The sequence below is a fragment of the Gilliamella sp. B3172 genome, assembly GCF_026536465.1.
In the GTDB taxonomy this organism is placed as follows: Bacteria; Pseudomonadota; Gammaproteobacteria; order Enterobacterales; family Orbaceae; genus Gilliamella.
In genome coordinates this window covers 45,642-63,123 of sequence record NZ_JAFNOA010000007.1, presented here as the reverse complement: position 1 = coordinate 63,123, position 17,482 = coordinate 45,642, and the positions used below count along the sequence as shown (strand labels likewise).

General features: G+C 35.8%; 14 protein-coding genes and 2 pseudogenes. 7 read left to right on the top strand and 9 right to left on the bottom strand.

Translation table 11 applies throughout. The annotated features are described in order from the left end of the window. The first annotated feature begins 121 nt into the window (after positions 1 to 121). The 3 genes from J3U37_RS08720 to ggt all read left to right on the top strand — a co-directional run bounded on the left by J3U37_RS08720 (position 122) and on the right by ggt (position 4,143). Positions 122 to 1,399 (top strand): MFS transporter, encoded by a 1,278-nt coding sequence (locus J3U37_RS08720; protein ID WP_267374396.1) that lies wholly within the window; start codon positions 122 to 124, stop codon positions 1,397 to 1,399. Positions 1,400 to 1,411: 12 nt separating this feature from the next. Continuing rightward, complete coding sequence (gene pdxY / locus J3U37_RS08715; protein ID WP_267374394.1) at positions 1,412 to 2,278, top strand: pyridoxal kinase PdxY; 867 nt, start codon at positions 1,412 to 1,414, stop codon at positions 2,276 to 2,278. A gap of 125 nt (positions 2,279 to 2,403) precedes the next feature. After that, positions 2,404 to 4,143, top strand: coding sequence for a gamma-glutamyltransferase (gene ggt, locus J3U37_RS08710; RefSeq protein ID WP_267374392.1), 1,740 nt, complete (start codon positions 2,404 to 2,406; stop codon positions 4,141 to 4,143). Positions 4,144 to 4,456: 313 nt separating this feature from the next. Here the strand turns inward: ggt and J3U37_RS12185 are convergent. Both J3U37_RS12185 and J3U37_RS08695 read right to left on the bottom strand, forming a co-directional pair. After that, positions 4,457 to 5,854, bottom strand: a pseudogene (locus J3U37_RS12185) (RtcB family protein). Positions 5,855 to 5,999: 145 nt separating this feature from the next. Continuing rightward, positions 6,000 to 6,803, bottom strand: coding sequence for a hypothetical protein (locus tag J3U37_RS08695; RefSeq protein WP_267374385.1), 804 nt, complete (start codon positions 6,801 to 6,803; stop codon positions 6,000 to 6,002). 104 nt (positions 6,804 to 6,907) lie between these two features. Between J3U37_RS08695 and J3U37_RS12180 the strand changes: the two are divergent. After that, positions 6,908 to 7,054 (top strand): annotated as a pseudogene (locus tag J3U37_RS12180) (RtcB family protein); the annotation flags it as partial. 135 nt (positions 7,055 to 7,189) lie between these two features. Beyond that, positions 7,190 to 9,085 carry a hypothetical protein gene (locus J3U37_RS08690; protein ID WP_267374383.1) on the top strand — a complete coding sequence of 632 codons (1,896 nt, stop codon included), beginning with the start codon at positions 7,190 to 7,192 and terminating at the stop codon, positions 9,083 to 9,085. Between the two features lie 53 nt (positions 9,086 to 9,138). Here the strand turns inward: J3U37_RS08690 and J3U37_RS08685 are convergent, their stop codons facing one another. The 4 genes from J3U37_RS08685 to J3U37_RS08675 form a co-directional block, all read right to left on the bottom strand. After that, positions 9,139 to 9,312 carry a hypothetical protein gene (locus tag J3U37_RS08685; RefSeq protein WP_267374379.1) on the bottom strand — a complete coding sequence of 58 codons (174 nt, stop codon included), beginning with the start codon at positions 9,310 to 9,312 and terminating at the stop codon, positions 9,139 to 9,141. Then, complete coding sequence (locus J3U37_RS12175; RefSeq protein WP_416380004.1) at positions 9,237 to 9,659, bottom strand: JAB domain-containing protein; 423 nt, start codon at positions 9,657 to 9,659, stop codon at positions 9,237 to 9,239. The genes J3U37_RS08685 and J3U37_RS12175 overlap by 76 nt, the downstream gene beginning before the upstream one ends. A gap of 18 nt (positions 9,660 to 9,677) precedes the next feature. Continuing rightward, on the bottom strand, positions 9,678 to 9,818 hold the full coding sequence (locus J3U37_RS08680) for a hypothetical protein (RefSeq protein WP_267335993.1): 141 nt from the start codon (positions 9,816 to 9,818) through the stop codon (positions 9,678 to 9,680). A 719-nt stretch (positions 9,819 to 10,537) separates the two neighbouring features. Then, positions 10,538 to 10,831: a hypothetical protein gene (locus J3U37_RS08675; protein WP_267374376.1), complete on the bottom strand. Its 294-nt coding sequence runs from the start codon at positions 10,829 to 10,831 to the stop codon at positions 10,538 to 10,540. Positions 10,832 to 11,074: 243 nt separating this feature from the next. Here J3U37_RS08675 and J3U37_RS08670 point away from each other — a divergent pair, with 243 nt between their 5' ends. Together J3U37_RS08670 and J3U37_RS08665 are read left to right on the top strand one after the other, a co-directional pair. After that, entirely contained in the window at positions 11,075 to 11,830 is a 756-nt protein-coding gene (locus tag J3U37_RS08670) for a nucleotidyltransferase domain-containing protein (RefSeq protein WP_267374373.1), read from the top strand. A gap of 16 nt (positions 11,831 to 11,846) precedes the next feature. Beyond that, complete coding sequence (locus J3U37_RS08665) at positions 11,847 to 12,908, top strand: DNA polymerase beta superfamily protein (RefSeq protein ID WP_267374371.1); 1,062 nt, start codon at positions 11,847 to 11,849, stop codon at positions 12,906 to 12,908. 80 nt (positions 12,909 to 12,988) lie between these two features. On the opposite strand, the gene treC is transcribed toward J3U37_RS08665, so the two are convergent. From treC to treR, 3 genes are all read right to left on the bottom strand, one after another. Beyond that, the gene (gene treC, locus J3U37_RS08660; protein WP_267374368.1) at positions 12,989 to 14,662 is read right to left on the bottom strand and encodes an alpha,alpha-phosphotrehalase; all 1,674 of its coding nucleotides are present in this window, start codon (positions 14,660 to 14,662) and stop codon (positions 12,989 to 12,991) included. 75 nt (positions 14,663 to 14,737) lie between these two features. Beyond that, positions 14,738 to 16,165: a PTS trehalose transporter subunit IIBC gene (gene treB / locus J3U37_RS08655; protein ID WP_267374365.1), complete on the bottom strand. Its 1,428-nt coding sequence runs from the start codon at positions 16,163 to 16,165 to the stop codon at positions 14,738 to 14,740. A gap of 165 nt (positions 16,166 to 16,330) precedes the next feature. Beyond that, a complete protein-coding gene (gene treR / locus J3U37_RS08650) occupies positions 16,331 to 17,302 on the bottom strand; it encodes a trehalose operon repressor TreR (protein WP_220218370.1) in 972 nt (323 codons plus the stop codon). Positions 17,303 to 17,482 lie beyond the last annotated feature (180 nt).

Below are 17,482 nucleotides of genomic sequence, written 5' to 3'. Positions count from 1 at the left end.
TTCTTCTATTTTCATATAATCTTTACCCCACCTTTTCAGATAACAAATTGTGAAATCACTCATTTTATGCTAGTTTCATCGTTATCACTTACATAAAATATTGGTTAAACCAAGGTTGCTTATGTCAAATTCATCGGCTAAAAAAGTCGCTTTCGCCGCTTTTATCGGTACCACCATTGAGTGGTATGATTTTTATATCTATGCGTTGGCATCGGTATTGATTTTTGGTCAGCTTTTTTTCCCTTCAGATAACGAGTTTGTGCAAATTTTAGGTGCGTTTGCTACTTTTGCAGTAGGTTTTTTGTCACGTCCTTTAGGTGCAGTGCTTTTTGGTCATATCGGTGATCGCTTAGGGCGTAAAAAGTCGTTAATTATTACGTTAGTGCTAATGGGCGTAGCAACAACGTGTGTTGGTTTATTGCCCTCTTACCAACAAGCTGGTGTGATATCGCCAATTTTATTGGTCGCACTACGTATTTTACAAGGTGTTGCCGTTGGTGGTGAGTGGGGAGGTGCCGTGTTGATGACAAATGAGCATGCGCCGAAAGGGTTGAAAAACTTCTTTTCGTCATTTGCTCAGTGGGGAAGCCCTGCCGGCAATATTTTAGCACTATTGGTTTTCTCTTATATTATTCGGTTACCAGTTGCTGAACTTATCGATAGTGGATATTGGCGTATTCCTTTTTTAGCCAGTTTTATTTTGTTAATTATTGGGGTTATTGCTCGTGTCACCTTAACCGAATCGCCGGTTTTTATTGAATCAAGCAAAAAACAAGCAGACTTAAAACAAGAATCCGCTCCCATTATTGATGTATTTAAAAAGGCAACCCCATTACTAGTTTTAGCCATAGGTGCCAATGTGTTATCATTTAGTGGTATTTTTTCAAATACCTTAATGATTGGTTATACCACTATCGCACTAGGTGTTGAAAAAGGTGTAATTGTCGATGCTCTATTTTGGATTGCGCTTGTCCATTTTGTTGCCCAACCTTTCATCTCTTATTGGTCAGAAAAATTCTCGGCAACTCGCTTTTTGATTTGTTCGGCAATATTAGCGATGGCATCAGTATTTTTGTTATTCCCGATTATAAATTCAGGTACGAAAACCAGTTTTATTATTGGTATTTCGTTAAATGTGATTTGTTATAGCGGTTTTTATGGTGTGATAGCCGGATATTTAAGCCGAATTTTTCCAGCAAGAATTCGTTATACTGGGCTCTCAATGAGTTACCAAGGATGCGCCGCGATTTTTGGTAGTCTTATTCCCATGATAGGGGGATACATTATCTATACTTACAATACGTTCTGGTTACCATTAGCCTTGTTTTATTGCGGTTTAGCACTGATATCCATTATCTGCATCTACTTGTTAAGCAAATATCGTTATTATGATGAATAATAAGGCCTATATATGAAAACTGTTTTATCAATTCAGTCCAATGTTGTTTATGGTTATGCCGGTAATAAAGTGGCGACGCTGGCGATGCAATTGCAAGGTGTCGAAGTGATGCCAATTCACACCGTTCAGTTATCGAGTAATACGGTTTATCCACATTATGACGGCATTGTGCTGGGCGCTCAGCAAATCACTCGAATCGTCAATAGTTTAGAAAAAATTGGTGTATTGTCATCCATTGATGCCATTATTTCGGGCTATATTGGACTTGCCGAACAAGGCGAAGAAATCCTTGAGGCCGTAAAAAAGATTAAATTTTATAATTCTGATGCGATTTATGTTTGCGATCCGGTTATGGGGGGCGACATCAATAAAGGCAGTTCCTTGCCACAAAATATTATTGATTTCTTCACTAAGCAAGCAATCAAATACGCTGACTATATCACACCAAATTTATTGGAGTTACAGATATTATCGAATCTGGAAATCAAAACGTTTAACGATGTGCTTAACGCAATAAAAACACTGCAAAATAAGCCGATTCAAGCCATATTGGTTAAAAATCTGCTACATGCCGGTAAAACGACTGAATTATTTGAAATGATTTTAGCCACACCATCGCAAAGCTATCATCTGGCACGACCATTATATGATTTTCCCCACCGTCCATTGGGCGTGGGTGATTTAATTTGCAGTCTGTTTACTGCCCATTTAGTCAATGGACAATCCCAATTAACCGCCTTTGAACTCGCCGCCAATGCCGCCAATCACGTGCTTGATGTCACCAAACAACAAAATGCCCGAGAGCTGGCGATTATTGATGCTCAGCAGTGGATTAAACAGCCGGATTTGAAGTATCGTGGGACACCGCTAGCATTATAAGGCAATTCAGATCGGTATTATCGTTTGGTCATAATCATTTTAGCTGCAAAATTTAAATAGTTTATTATTGGCATAGAAAATGCATTCCTCAAAATGTTACAGTTAACAATTGAGGAACTTCTAAAATGAGGAAAAGATACCCAATATTAATAAGTTTATTGCTTATTAGTCATTTATCTGGCGCTGCTGATATACCTCTATCCAATATAGGGAAGTACTGTGATACCCCTTCCCGTTGTCTTAACCCGATAACTACCAATGTCATGGTAACGTCCCCCAATTATTTAGCGACTCAAGCTGGAATTGATATATTACGCAAAGGAGGCAATGCGGTTGATGCAGCGATTGCCGTAGCCTCAACGCTTGCTGTTGTTTATCCTCAAATGAATACCATTGGTGGCGATAACTTTTGGTTAATCTACAACGCTAAAACCAAAGAACTAAAAGGGCTAAATGCTAGTGGTCGTTCTGGTAGTTTAGCCACGATAGACTATTATAAAAATCAAGGTTTCCATAAAATTCCCTCACGTGGCTATTTGGCAGCCAATACCGTTCCTGGGGTTGTTTCCGGTTGGAATGAGGCGTACCAATATGCATCTAAAAATATGAAAAATGCACTACCGTGGCGCACGTTATTCGCATCAGCAATTGATTATGCCGAACATGGATTTTCGGTTTCACCTAGCTTAAATTATTGGACAACAATCAATATTGATCCAAAAGACAAAGAGTTTCGGGAGTTACAGCGTTTTTCGGAGTTTAAAAAAGTATTCTTAAAAAACGATGGACAAGCTTACCAAATCGGCGAAATCCTTAAACAACCCGATTTAGCTAACACATTAAAAACCATAGCAAATAAAGGCGCTAAGGAATTTTATCAGGGTGATATTGCTAAAAATATTGTCAACGATCTGCAAAGCCATGGTGGTGTGTTAACTTTAGATGATTTTGCTAAGCATCGTGCTACATGGGTAGCCCCGATCCATGTTAATTATCGAGAATATACCGCCTATAATCTACCACCCAATACACAAGGTATGGCATCGTTAGAGATTCTAAATATACTCAATAATTTTGATATAAAATCCTTGGGTGAAGGTAGTGTTGATTATTACCATTTAATTATTGAAGCAACAAAACAAGCATTTGCTGATCGAGATAAATACCTTACCGATCCTGATTTTAATGAGATTCCGCTTGATCTCTTATTATCTACCCAACATGGTCAGCAACAAGCAAAACAGATTGATATGCAAAAGGCTCGTGTAGAAATAAAACCATTAGATCCTAAAGGTGATACTGTTTGGTTTGGTGTTGTTGATGCAGAAGGAAATGCGGTATCTATTATTCAAAGTATTTATCATGATTTTGGTTCTGGCATTGTTGCTAAAGATACAGGAATTTTATTGCAAAATCGTGGTAGTTTTTTCTCGTTAGATCCTAACCATATTAATCGTTTAGAGCCAAATAAACGCACCTTTCATACGTTAAATCCAGCCATGCTTTTAAAAGATAATAAACCTTATCTGGTTTATGGCACCATGGGCGGAGAAGGACAACCACAAACGCAAGCGGCAATTGTGACACGAATTGTTGATTTTGGCATGACACCTCAAGATGCCATTAATGCACCAAGATGGTTACATGGCCGCACATGGGGTGCATCATCCAATAATCTTAAAGTGGAGGGACGCATACCTAACGATGTGATTCATTCCCTCAAATTACGTGGATATGATGTGCAAATTGTTGATGATTACTCGGATACCATGGGTCATGCCGGTGCCATTCTTATCGATACCAATCATCATCTACTAATGGGCGCAACCGACCCGAGAGGAGATGGTTTAGCGGCTGGGTATTGATACTATTTGGGTAGTGAGTTGATAAATATAAAATAAAGTTTACCAACGCAGAAAATCCCTTTTAAGCTATAACATTATCTAATTTTGGTAAGGTTTCCACCGTTGAATGTTGGAAGCCTTAAACTGAATAAGGGTATAGGCTTCTCAATGATTTTTACAGAATTTAATTTTAATAAGCAACAACTATTAGCTTGGTATTGTTTGCTATAAACAAGTTGTTGTGAGTATTTTTGCTGATTTAGCCGATGCTTGTGCAAACAAAGTATTTTTTAAAACCGCATCAAGCCAAATTAATGCGGTTGTTGTATAAAAATTACACCTTAAACGTAATCCACGGTTTAAGTTTAACCACTGTTTGAATCAAACCGGCGTTTTGTTGTGCTTCAATTACAGGTATGATCGGTTTATAGGCTGTAGGCGCCTCTTCACGTAGCCGTTCTTCTTTTAAGGTAATACATTGCCATTGCAAATTAACCTTATCATATTCGACTTTTTTGCTACGCATAGCTTGTCGTCTTTCTGCACGACCTGCACCGTGTGAACAAGACCATAACCAATCTGCATTACCCTTTCCTACTGCCACATAAGAGTGATCACCCATCGAACCTGGGATTAAAGCTATCTGACCAGCATAAGCAGGCGTTGCCCCTTTACGATGAATATTCATCTCTTGTTCAGGCAAAATGATATTGTGCGAAATATCGACCACAAGTTGACTATTATCTTGATGAAAAATAGTTGCAAGTGATTTACGTATCAATTCGGTAATCACAATTCGATTAATCCAAGCATAACGCGCAGCAACGCCCATAGCGTGTAAATAGGCTTGCGCGTGATTATCTGTTAAACCAAACAATCCTGATTTTGGTTGCTTTTCATTATTCGGCCATAAAGCTTTTGTTTTATCTTGCCAACGCTGACCAATGTAAAAACCGACATCACGCGATCCAGTGTGAATCATGACGACGACACTATTTTTTTCAAGACCTAATTGATAAGCTAAATGCCGATCGATAATATCATCAATAATTTGTAACTCGACAAAATGGTTGCCAGATCCGACTGTACCTAAACTCGCTGGGCGAATAATATCGCGCTTTTCAAAAAAGGCTTCAGGCGCATACTGACTATCAGCCTTAATTAAATGATGACCCGATATTTTACTAAGCTCTACCTGTAACCGTTCATAATTAACTGAATTCCACAAACCTTGCTGCGGTAACGCCGATAAGCATGCTTCAAGACCTTGATCGAATAATGCTTGAAAAGATTGCGGAGTAACAGGTACATCGCGTTAATCTTGCAATAACACACGTTTTAATTGCGCAATAATTGTCGATTTTTGTTCACACACCTGATCAAAGCTTAAACCGGTAGTAAAAAGCCGCATACCGCAATTAATATCGGTACCAATTGCTGCCGGGATAATTAAATCCTGAGTAGTTGCAACAATACTACCAACAGGCGCAACCGCACCTGGATGAAAATCAGGAGTAGCACGAGCCATGCAAACTTTTCCTAAACTATTAGGAACGTTCACTGATGCAAAGTTCAGAAGCTGTTCTACTGCTTTTTGCTCTAATGGCAATGGACTCGGTAACAAAATCTGAGCAGATGTATTTTGTTTATTTAAAGTATAAATATCATTATTAAAATGACTTTCAATCCCAAGACGGGACAAACGTTTTTGTAAACGGGAAAATGTAGACATAATAGCCACCTAGAAAACAATAAAAAAGCGTCTCCTCAAATTGAGAAGATAATTACTGTTTTCCTGCAGCAGCACTATTCAGGAAAGCGGGTGAATTCTATACCAAGTTTATGGGGTTGTGAAGTACTATATATATTAAACAACACTATACCAATATTTTGGTATGTGGTTCAAAAAGTCGATAGTCATAGGGCCATAATTCATCTTTTTTATGGATATAAAGCAATTGCCGATAACGAACAAGATCAATGGCTTCATCTAACGAAATATTATCTTCATGTAATTTGGTTAATAATTGTTGATCTGGATGGTTTAGACTATCCTTGCCTATGATATTATAAAAAAGCCCTTTTTCAGTTCTAAAATCAAATCGAAAGCTGGTACGCCATTGAGAGTTATGTCCCCATCCATGTGATAAATCATGGGCTTCACGATTGTTTCTGGTATAGGCCCAATAGATCGGTGCTGTTTTTATCTCTTGAATCGGATACTGCTCATAGGGTAAGGTGATCGTTGCACCACCTCGATTGATTAATAAGTTACCTAAAAATAAAGCTGGGTAATGCACAGCGTGTAACAAAAAAGGATCCGTTCCCACTTTGACATCCATAATTTCATAAAAAAATGGATGAAACTCTTTAGGTTGCTCACAGCTTAAGCCAATACTTTGGGCAAAGGCTATATACTCATCCAATGAAATATGCGGGTGATGAGAAGAGTGTTGTAAGGAGCATGTTAATATATCTAATACACGGGATAGAGCATAAAGTTCCCAATTAGCAGCATCAGTAATATAAAGTGCATCCTCAGGTTCGATGATGTTTTCCGCAATATGTTGTAAATAACGATGATAATTTTGCTTATTTGACCAGAATGAAATGACATCAGAATAAAATGTATTTCCTTGGTATTCGGCCATAGCAAAAAAAAGTTCTCTAATGCTATTCATTTAGTTATACCTGTTTAATTTCATCCCAACTCAGCCCAAATTTCGCCAAATATTTTTTCAGCCTGTCGGCATCATTACTCTTCTGTTTTTTGGTTCTCTAAATCGCAAAAAACTGTATTTTACAAGGACTGGTCAATGAATACAATTTCTGCTCCTGTTCACATTGTGTAGTGAGTGATAAGCCCAAGGTGATTGATGAAATCCCAACGGCATACAAAGATATTGATGCCGTTATGACTGCGCAAAAATAAATCTACATAGTTTAAGTTAATTTAATTCATTCATTAGCCATTTTCGTATAATATTAAATAAATTATTGAGGTTAGTACTATATATTGTAGTGACATTCATGACTGTCTTTGGTTAATTTATATCGAGGTTAAAAAATGGAGCAGAAGGTCAAAAATAAAATTAAAGAAGCATTTGATTCATTGTTAAGAGCTGATTATTTATCTCTTGATAAAGTGAATGAGTTGGCAGAGTTAAGTGATTATTATGTAGATATTTTTAATACCACTGCTAGTATTCTTCAAAAACAAGATAGCTATATATCTGGTAGGAGAGGGACAGGAAAAACTACAGCTCTTTTAAAAGGATATTACGAATGTTTAAAATCACTCAAAAGTAATTCTAATTTATTAGAAAGAAAAATTTTACCTATATACATTGACCTTAGTAGCTGCAGTGATTTATTTGATGTTGACAATATTGAATTGTTTGAAGTTCATTTTGTAAGGCAAATTATCGATTCTTTAAAAAGACAACTTGAATCTTTTTATGACGAAAAAAAACTTTTAGTTTTCAAAAAGGATAATCGAGCATTAGATGACCTTGAGTATATTGAAAAAATGCTTATAAATGGAAATTTGTTGTCACGCTCAAGAGATGAAAATATTACCTCTAAAAGTGCAACATCTGACAAAAATTCAGTTGAAGCAAACCTATCTTTAAAAAAACTAAATTTTTCTGGTAAGGCAGACCAGAGCACGTTGAATGAGCATAGTAAAACTTATACTCAAACTAGAGGTGTTAATGTTCAAGAATTTTTGAATAAAATTAATGATATTTTAAGAAAATCTAAAATAGATCTAACATATTTATTTCTTGATGAATTTTCAGATTTAAATTCAGAGTATCAAGCCAAGTTTTCGAAACTCTTAAAAAGTTTTCTTGGTTCAAAAACTAATTTATTTATAAAAATAGGTGTAATAACAGATAGATTTGATTTCGGTGATAAAATTATTATTGGGCGAGATATTTTCCCTGTTCCACTTGATCTTAATGAACATGTTGAACGTTTAGGTGGACTATCTGTAGCATTAAAAAAATTGGAAGAAATCTTGCCTCTTTTAATTCAAAAAAGATTAGATTCTTATATACCGGAAATTAAATTTGATAGTCTTCTAAAAGGTAATAGGAGTGAAATTATAGCTCGTATAGCTAGAGAATCAATTGGGGTTACAAGAACTGTAGGATTGATTCTCCAAAATGCATGGAAACAAGCAGAAAATAATGATTGTAAAATAGGACTGAGTGAAATTAATTATGGTATACGTTCAGCTAGGAGAACATATCAGAAACAATATGAAGGTGCTCTTAAAAGAAGATTAATACCTGGATTTTATAACGATTTATGGAATGAACTTATTGTAAGAGCAATTAAAGAAAAGGAAAAAAATCCGTCTAGACCAGCAAGTCACATGTTAATTGAACCTAATAGAAAAGAATATTTTAATGTTTTTAAAGAAAATTTTTTAATTCACTTATTAGAAGAAGGACGTTCTTCAAAATATGGAGGTAATTATAATTTATATGCTTTTGATTTTGATATCTGTTTAGACCTTAATATCAAATATGCAGAAAATAAAGATGAATATACGGCAAAAAGATTCGTTTATGATACAGTTTTAGCAAACTATGATAGCTATTTTACCAGTTCAAAACTAAAAAGTTATAAATGTCCGAAATGTAATACTATATATGAAGAACAAGAAGTAGCTAAAGCAAAAGTAAAGCGATGTTTTGCAGATGACAGTGTATTAGACGAAATTGTTCATCAATCGTTTGAAATTGCTCAAGGTAATTTCGCGGAAGTAGAGGTTAAAATTTTAGGCTTAATAGCTACTTTAAAACCAGATGAAGCAATGACAGCTGTAGAAATTGCCGATTCAGTTGGTTGTACAAGACAGAAAGTATCTGGATGGTGCTCACGAGTTTTAGCTCCCAAAAAACAAATATTTATTAGAAAAGGTGATAAAAATTATTATTATGGCGAAGAATAATAATTAAGTCTCATAAATAGAGAGCTCAAGAACTTTAATTAGCTCTCTTTCCCCTATATTTGATTAACTTTTCTTTCAGATATATCCAGAATTTTCGCGATATCTTCGATTGATACACCTTTGCCACGTAAAGCTATTGCTGTTGCCAGTTCTAGTTTTTCACGAGGTTCCTTTTCCGCTTTTGCTTTTTGTTGAGCTGTTTTTGTCTTATCCTTTTCAACCGCCAACTTCTCTTTAGCGATCTTTTTTCTTCCTTACGGATCATATCAATCACTTGATAAGTCGGGACGTATTTTAGGCTTTGTTCTAACTCATCCATAAGCTTAGTACTTCGGAAGCTGATATAGGTTTTTGGGGTGATGATTAGGTGGTCGATTAGGTCGATATTTAAAATGCGGCCGACTTGAATTAATCTATCGGTGATATCTTTATCCGCCTCGAACGGCGTCAGCGATCCTGATGAAGGGTTGTAAACTAATACCCTCCGTGAGGCGTTTTTCATTATCGCAACACGAATTACATTCACCGGCTCAACGTCGGGCGATTTATAACTGCCAAGCGCAATCAGTTCGATATACAGGATGTAACCAGCTTAATTTATGCCAATCATACAAAAATGTTCTTTTTCTTTGTCGAACTGATTATCACGCAATAATACACGTTGCATTAAACTGTAGAGATCATCCGTCCCATCAATATAGTGTTTGTCATGCTTGATTAGTTTTATATCCATCTTACCGTCATGTAAAATCACTTAAAAATAATATAGCATATTTTTCTTATACTTAGCAGTAGTAAATTAGTCTGGGACATACCTATGATAACTATTTTAAGTTTGCCTGATAGGTTCATCGTAAACTGCAATTAAAATCATTTAGCATTTTAGTTTCGATTATAATTCTACTAATCTTTATTATAATAACGCCTAAAATAACAGTAGATAATTCAATATCACAATCCAATTTAAGGAGTTATACAGTATTAAATTGTTGGGGGATTTTTTGGCTAGTTCGGACAATTAATTATTGCTTCAACACAATCTTACTTAATATTTTTTGTATCCCACCAATAGAATAATGACAGCATAATAAAATTGCCGGATAGATTATAAAATTAAGGGTTATCATTGATGTGATACCTAATATCCCCATAATAAACTCTAGATTAAAAATCGATTTATAATCATCTTCCATAATTAATATGAAGAAAATTGGTGACATTACGGTAATGATAAGACCTATAGGCACGCCGAAAATCACTAAAGTCATCGGTCGTTTTATTTTATTTAAAAGAAAGATAGAAATCAGAATAAAACAGAAATAACACAAACCATAACATATCAAATAATATAATTCTGGTGGTAAACGATGATGTTTTCTTATAATTATTGAATAACACCATTGGTAACTTAGATAGGCACCGATAAAATTAAATAAAACGATAATTACTAAATTAATTATTTTCACTAACTTGTCCTTTTTTATCTTCAATCTCTTTTACCGCTTCTTCTAAAGAGCCAGGCATATAATAAAGTCCTTGTAGACCATATTCATCTAAAACAGATGAAATGGCATATGCACCATATGGGAAATAAAAAGGAGCAATTGCATGATTACGATTAATCATTCTTTTTTCAATATTCAGCGCTTGATCTTGTGTTAATGTGATTTCTCGTTGAGAAACATAATCAACATCTTGTGCGTGGTATTTTACACATTGTTCTATTGAAAAGGATGTGTCCATCATCATAAAAAAATTCTCCTTGTCCTCGATATTGTCGCATATACTTTCTATTAAGATCAAAAATTATGGTTTGATGGCTAGAGTGGATTTTATTTTAAATACAACACTTTAATGCTAAAAAAGTTACAGCCCGTTTTTGGTTAAAATGATTTCAGATTTGAAGCTTTTTATCATAAATAGTCATGGTTAATTAATTGATTATCAATGATAATGAATAAAGTGTGTCAAAATTAAGGAATAGTTAAAATGGAACGGCGAATAAAACAGAAAATTACTGAATTAGAACAACAATATCATATCCATATTTTATACGCTTGTGAGTCGGGTAGTCGGGCGTGGGGATTTCCCTCGCCAAATAGTGATTATGATGTGCGTTTTATTTACGTTCATCCGTTGGATAAGTATTTAGCTATTGATAATCCTTCATCACATTTAACTTTTCCTGTAGATGATGAATTGGATTTACAAGGTTGGGATCTGAAAAAGACGTTACAGTTAATACGTAAGTCCAACACCACGCCATTTGAATGGCTACAATCTCCAATTATTTATCAACAAAATGAAGTCATTGCGGGACAACTGTGGCAACTGTGTGCCCACTTTTTTAATGCGCGTGGTAATATTTATCACTATTCAGGTATTGCCAAAAGTGCCTTACAAAACCGTGATGGGCAGCAGATTGGCATAAAAAAACTGTTTTATGTGCTAAGACCACTATTGTGTGCTAAATGGTGCCTAGAAAAACGGCAAATTGCGCCCATGTCAATCATTCCGTTATTAACGTTGTTACCGGACAGTTTGCGCCAGCAAATTAATGATATTATTACATTAAAAGCAACCATGGTGGAATCAGCGCCGATTACCATTGCGCCAGAAATCTTATTGTTTATTGAACAATCAATGATTGATATCTCTGAACAAGTTCAATCTATCTGCGAACAACATTTTAATGCAGATAAATTAGATCAATTTTTTAGGCAAACATTAATGACTTTAAAATAGCGTTGAGGGAGACTTAATGACAATTGATGATTTAAAAGCGCAAAATCTTATTTTGTTTGAAGTAATTAGTGGTAGTCGTTCATTCGGATTAGCTACCGAAACATCGGATACGGATATCAAAGGGGTGTTTTATTTACCTAAAGATAAATTTTATGGACTGGAGTATATTCCGCAAATTAGTAATGAAACCAATGATATTGTCTATTATGAATTAGGACGCTTTGTCGAGTTATTACTAAAAAATAATCCGAATATTTTAGAAGTATTGGCTTCTGCACCAGACTGTATTTTATATCAACATCCGATAATGCAGCAGTTAACCCTTGATCTATTTCTATCTCAGCAAACTAAACAAACCTTTGCTCATTATGCCATGTCACAAATTAAAAAAGCCAAAGGATTGAATAAAAAAATTAATAATCCCGTTGAGGTAAAACGTAAAACAGTCCTTGATTTTTGTTATATCATTCAAGGTCAGCATGCTTATCCTCTCACCAATTGGTTAAATGAAAAGCATCTTGATCAACACTTATGTGGTTTAGTGAATGTGCCACATAGTCGAGATTTATATGCACTTTTTTATGATGCATCGGGAGACTGCGGTTATCATGGTATTATTCAGCATGATGATTCGACTGAACTGTGCTTGTCGTCGGTGAAAGAAGGCACCCCAGTAAATGCTTACTTAAGTTTTAATCGTGATGGTTTTTCATCGCATTGTCGTGATTATAAGGCTTACTGGCAATGGGTTGCCGAACGTAATGAGCAGCGTTATCGTAGCAATATTGAAAATGGTAATGATTTTGATGCTAAAAATATGATGCATACCATTCGCTTATTACAAGTTGCTCACGAAATAATGACCAAAGGCACTATTACTAATAAATGCGCTAATCGTGATGAACTGCTCGCTATTAAAAATGGTCAATTAAGCTATGATGAGATTATAGATATGGCCGAATCATTACTGGCTGACATTGAAACTGCATCACTAACATCATCACTACCTGAACAACCTGATTCAGCTAAGGTATTACAGATTTTGGTTAACATGCGAGAGTCATTGTATCAATATTAGTCGGTATGATGAGATTAAACAGCGTAATCTTTATTGATTACGCTGTTACTGGATTTATTAAAAGCCAATAGTTAAAATTATTAATCTTCGTTCAATAGAAAATACATCGCTTCGTAAGGTTGCAATGTTAATTCCGATTCTAACGTTGTTTCATTTTGGTAATTACTCAACAACTTTTGCCAAGAACTATTTTCTAATGCTTTAGGTAATTCCCATTTAACCCTATTTTCGGTCAGATTGGCTATCACAAGTAATGTTTGATTATTCCAATGTCTGATATAACACCAGCAATCAGCATTATCAGGCGTTAGATCTTGATAGTCACCGAAAATAAAGATCGGGTATGTTTTGCGTAATTTGATTAAAGTTTGATAGCAATAAAAAATGGAATTAGGATCGTCAAGTGCTGCCTTAACATTGATTTTCGGGTAATTGTTTGCCACCTCAATCCAAGGTTTACCTTGACTAAATCCGGCGTGGGCGGTGTTGTCCCATTGCATTGGTGTTCGGCTATTGTCCCGTGATTTACTGGCAAGAATCGCTAACATATCAGACTCTGACACACCTTCGGCAATTTTTTCTTGATAGATGTTAAGACTTTCCACATCTTTATATTGCGAAATATCGGTAAAATGGGGGTTGGTCATCCCAATTTCTTCACCTTGATAAAGATACGGCGTGCCTTGTAGTCCATAAAGAATCATTGCCAGCATTTTGGCCGATTCGCTGTGGTATTGGTCTTCATTACCTAAACGTGACACAATGCGAGGTTGATCGTGATTACACCAGAAAATCGCATTCCACGCTTTACCGTGCATACCCACTTGCCAATAGCCAAGTATCTTTTTGAGTTCAAGTAAATCAGGTTTAGCCAGCGTCCATTTTTCCCCATTTGGATAATCAATTTTTAAATGATGAAAATTAAACGTCATGGTCAACTCTTTGCCATCCAATGCGGCATATTTTTGACAGTTTTCAAGCGTAGTAGACGACATTTCACCCACTGTTTTTAAACCATTAGGTTGAAAAACATCTCGGCTTATCTCTTGCAAAAATTCGTGTATTTTCGGGCCGTCCGTATAATATATTCTTCCGTCACCTTGCACGTCATCCGGAAAGTCTTGCTGTTTAGAGACTAAATTAATCACATCAAGCCTTAATGCATCGACGCCTTTATCCGCCCAAAATTGACAGACATTTTTAATCTCTTGGCGAACGGTTGGATTTTCCCAATTGAGATCGGCTTGCTGTTTTGCAAACAGGTGTAAATAGTATTGTTTGGATTGCTCATGCCACTGCCAGGCTTTTCCGCCAAATTTTGACCGCCAATTGTTCGGTTCTGAGCCGTCAGCTTTGGCGTCTTTCCAAATATAAAACGATCGAAATGGGCTGTTTTTATCTAAGGCGGATTTAAACCAAGGATGCTGTGTTGAAGTATGGTTAAATACCATATCCATCATAATCCGGATATCACGTTCATGCGCCTGCTTCACCAATAATTCAAAGTCATGCATCGTGCCATAAGCCGGATCGATATCATAATAATCTGATACATCATAACCATTATCAACTTGCGGAGAAGGATAAATTGGCGTTAACCAAATCGCACTAATTCCCAGATTTTTAAGATAATCTAATCGACTTATAATGCCTAATAAATCCCCCGTTGAACTCGCACCACTGGCTTGAAAGCTTTTGGGATAGATTTGATAAATAGTACCATTTTGCCACCAAGGGATTTCGTTCGTATTCATTGTTTGCTCTTAATTTTTAATCTGACATGAATTAACCATTCAGTAATCGAATGGTTAACGGTTATTAAATCGTGTTTAGCGAATCTCTAATGTGCCTTTTTTCAATTTCAATTTATAAACAGCTGCTGTTAAAATAATTGGCACAACTATTGCCACCAACATAGCTAAGGCATAAATTCCCCAATAAACGGGTTGAATCGATAAGATGCCTGGTAATCCGCCGACACCAATACCATTTGATAACACACCATATAAACCACAGATTAACCCAGCACTAGCTGCTCCAATCATGGCACAGAACATTGGGAATTTATAGCGTAAATTGATACCGTACATAGCTGGCTCAGTTACACCTAGGTAACCTGATATTGCCGCAGGTATGGAAACTTCGCGCTCATTATGTTTTTTACTGATTAGAATGATGCCAACAACGGCTGAGGCTTGAGCAATATTAGATAAGGCAATGATTGGCCAAATCGGTGTACCGCCCATACTTTCTGTCACCTGCATATCAATAGCTAATGTAGTATGGTGAATCCCTGTAATAACCAAAGGAGCATAGAAGAATCCAAAAATTGCCGAGCCAATGAAGGCATAATCACCAGTCATTAAATATTTAACTACATAAGCAATACCATTGCCTAACATTCGTCCGATTGGTCCTAAAAGAAAATGTGCAAGGACGACGGCTAATAGTAGTGATACGATTGGGACAATCACTAAAGTTAGGTAATTAGGGACAATTCTACGTAATCGAGTTTCAATCCATCCTAACGCTAAACCGGCAAAAATTGACGGTATAACTTGTGCCTGATAACCAACTTTAGCAATAGTAAACCAACCAAAATCCCACACTTCGGGAACGATTTTCCCTAGATTATAAGCAGTCATTAGTTGTGGGGAAACCAATGTTATCCCTAAAACGATCCCTAACACAGGGGAACCGCCCATTTTTTTGACTGTAGACCAACATATGGCTACCGGTAGAAAATTGAAAATCGCTTCACACGGTAACCAAAGAAAACTATGAATAGGTACCAACCAAGTATAAGTGTCAGTAAGCGGTTTATCGTTGATAGTTGGCATGTCACCAATCACATTACGCAAGCCAAGTAATAAGCCGCCCGCAATCAGTGCGGGTAATAATGGGACAAAAATTTCAGCTAAATTTGAGATTAACCGTTCAAACCATGACATATTTTGCTTAGCTGCAGCCTTTGTTTGCTCTTTGTTGGCTTCATCTAAATTTAATTGCTCAATAAGCACTTTGTAATAGCTATCAACATTTGTGCCGATAATGACTTGAAATTGTCCGGCATTACTAAAACAGCCTTTCACAAAAGGCAGCTCTTCAATTGCTTCGATATTGGCTAATTTAGGATCTGCTAAAGCAAATCTGAGCCGAGTTAAACAATGGCTAACACTGGCAACATTATGTTTCCCACCAACAAATTCAATTAACTGCATAATTGATTCTGTTGTGATATTGGAATCTTTAGCCATAGCAGGCCTCCTTTTCTTTTGTACTTGTACATTTTTAATGTGATCAATAATGTGGCTATTTTATGATAGGGTTTTAGCATAAAATGAATTTGATAACTAATAAATGGGAACGTTCCCTTTTTGTGATTCAATTCACATTTTTATTAAAATTTGGGGGAGATAAGTCTATTTTGACGTGTTAAATAAACAAGATGTCACAGTAATGGTTTTATATTCAACTTTACCTTTTAACATAGCCAGTAATTCTTGCGCAGCATAAGTGCCTGCTTTATCAAACCCTAGCTCAACCACTAAAGTATTAGCAAATAAGAATTGAAGTAGTTCACTATTGCCAACACTCGCAACGACAATATGTTTTAACTGATTTTCAGCTAAATATTTGTTTAAACCTAAAGCAATACTGTCTGTCGCACAAATGATAGCGCACGGTGATTTTTTTAACACGGATGCGGCAAGATCATAACCGGAGCGGTAACTCAATTTGCTTAAAGCGGCATTAGGTAAAAGTTGCTGTTTATGGCAAAAATCAAGATAAGCTTGGTAACGTAATGCGCCTGTAGTTTGATCTTGTTGCTCGACACCAATAAAAGCAATGTCTTTAAATTTTTTTTCAAAATATAAATGGTTAAGTAGCTTAATTACTGCACCCGTATCATCATAACAAATACAATTATAGTTAGAAAAAGATCTTGCTATGATGACACATTTGCGTTGCCAAAATGATAATAATGAGTGTTCAAGCCCGTTGAAAGCAAAAATGATTACTCCGTCAGCTTGCTTCTCTTTTAACATGGAAAGATGTTCTGATACCTTTGTAACACAAAATTGGCTTTCAATGATTATCGGGTCATAGCCAGATTGGTAAAAAATAGGTAGCATACTTCGAACAGCTTGATTTTCAGACATTGAATCGAGCCGAGTGACAATAATACCAATCACTTTATTACCATAACCTCGCATTGCTCTAGCTGATTTGGAAGGCGTAAATTGATACTGTTCAATAATGGCATTGACTTTATTACGTGTTGCCTCTTTCACCATAGGATCATGGTTAATTACTCTTGAAACCGTTGATTTGCTTACACCACTAAGTTTAGCAATATCTTTAATGGTTAAATGGCTCAATGACTTGCTCATAATAAATTTACTGAATAAAGATCAATTAAATTATAGTAATATAGTTTTAACAAAATTGCGATATGGTGGCAGGTTGGTTGATATTTAAATATATGCAATATTGCTTATATTTTATTTAAATTCAGTGGTAGAATTAGATTAAAATTTGACAAGTTCTCGGTAATACAATTTAACTCAATC

Bases quoted from the DNA above. Each gene is read 5' to 3' on its own strand.
- J3U37_RS08720 (WP_267374396.1), top strand. From the start codon at position 122: ATGTCAAATTCATCGGCTAAAAAAGTCGCTTTCGCCGCTTTTATCGGT.
- pdxY (WP_267374394.1), top strand. From the start codon at position 1,412: ATGAAAACTGTTTTATCAATTCAGTCCAATGTTGTTTATGGTTATGCC.
- ggt (WP_267374392.1), top strand. From the start codon at position 2,404: ATGAGGAAAAGATACCCAATATTAATAAGTTTATTGCTTATTAGTCAT.
- J3U37_RS08695 (WP_267374385.1), bottom strand. From the start codon at position 6,803: ATGAATAGCATTAGAGAACTTTTTTTTGCTATGGCCGAATACCAAGGA.
- J3U37_RS08690 (WP_267374383.1), top strand. From the start codon at position 7,190: ATGGAGCAGAAGGTCAAAAATAAAATTAAAGAAGCATTTGATTCATTG.
- J3U37_RS08680 (WP_267335993.1), bottom strand. From the start codon at position 9,818: ATGGATATAAAACTAATCAAGCATGACAAACACTATATTGATGGGACG.
- J3U37_RS08675 (WP_267374376.1), bottom strand. From the start codon at position 10,831: ATGATGGACACATCCTTTTCAATAGAACAATGTGTAAAATACCACGCA.
- J3U37_RS08670 (WP_267374373.1), top strand. From the start codon at position 11,075: ATGGAACGGCGAATAAAACAGAAAATTACTGAATTAGAACAACAATAT.
- J3U37_RS08665 (WP_267374371.1), top strand. From the start codon at position 11,847: ATGACAATTGATGATTTAAAAGCGCAAAATCTTATTTTGTTTGAAGTA.
- treC (WP_267374368.1), bottom strand. From the start codon at position 14,662: ATGAATACGAACGAAATCCCTTGGTGGCAAAATGGTACTATTTATCAA.
- treB (WP_267374365.1), bottom strand. From the start codon at position 16,165: ATGGCTAAAGATTCCAATATCACAACAGAATCAATTATGCAGTTAATT.
- treR (WP_220218370.1), bottom strand. From the start codon at position 17,302: ATGAGCAAGTCATTGAGCCATTTAACCATTAAAGATATTGCTAAACTT.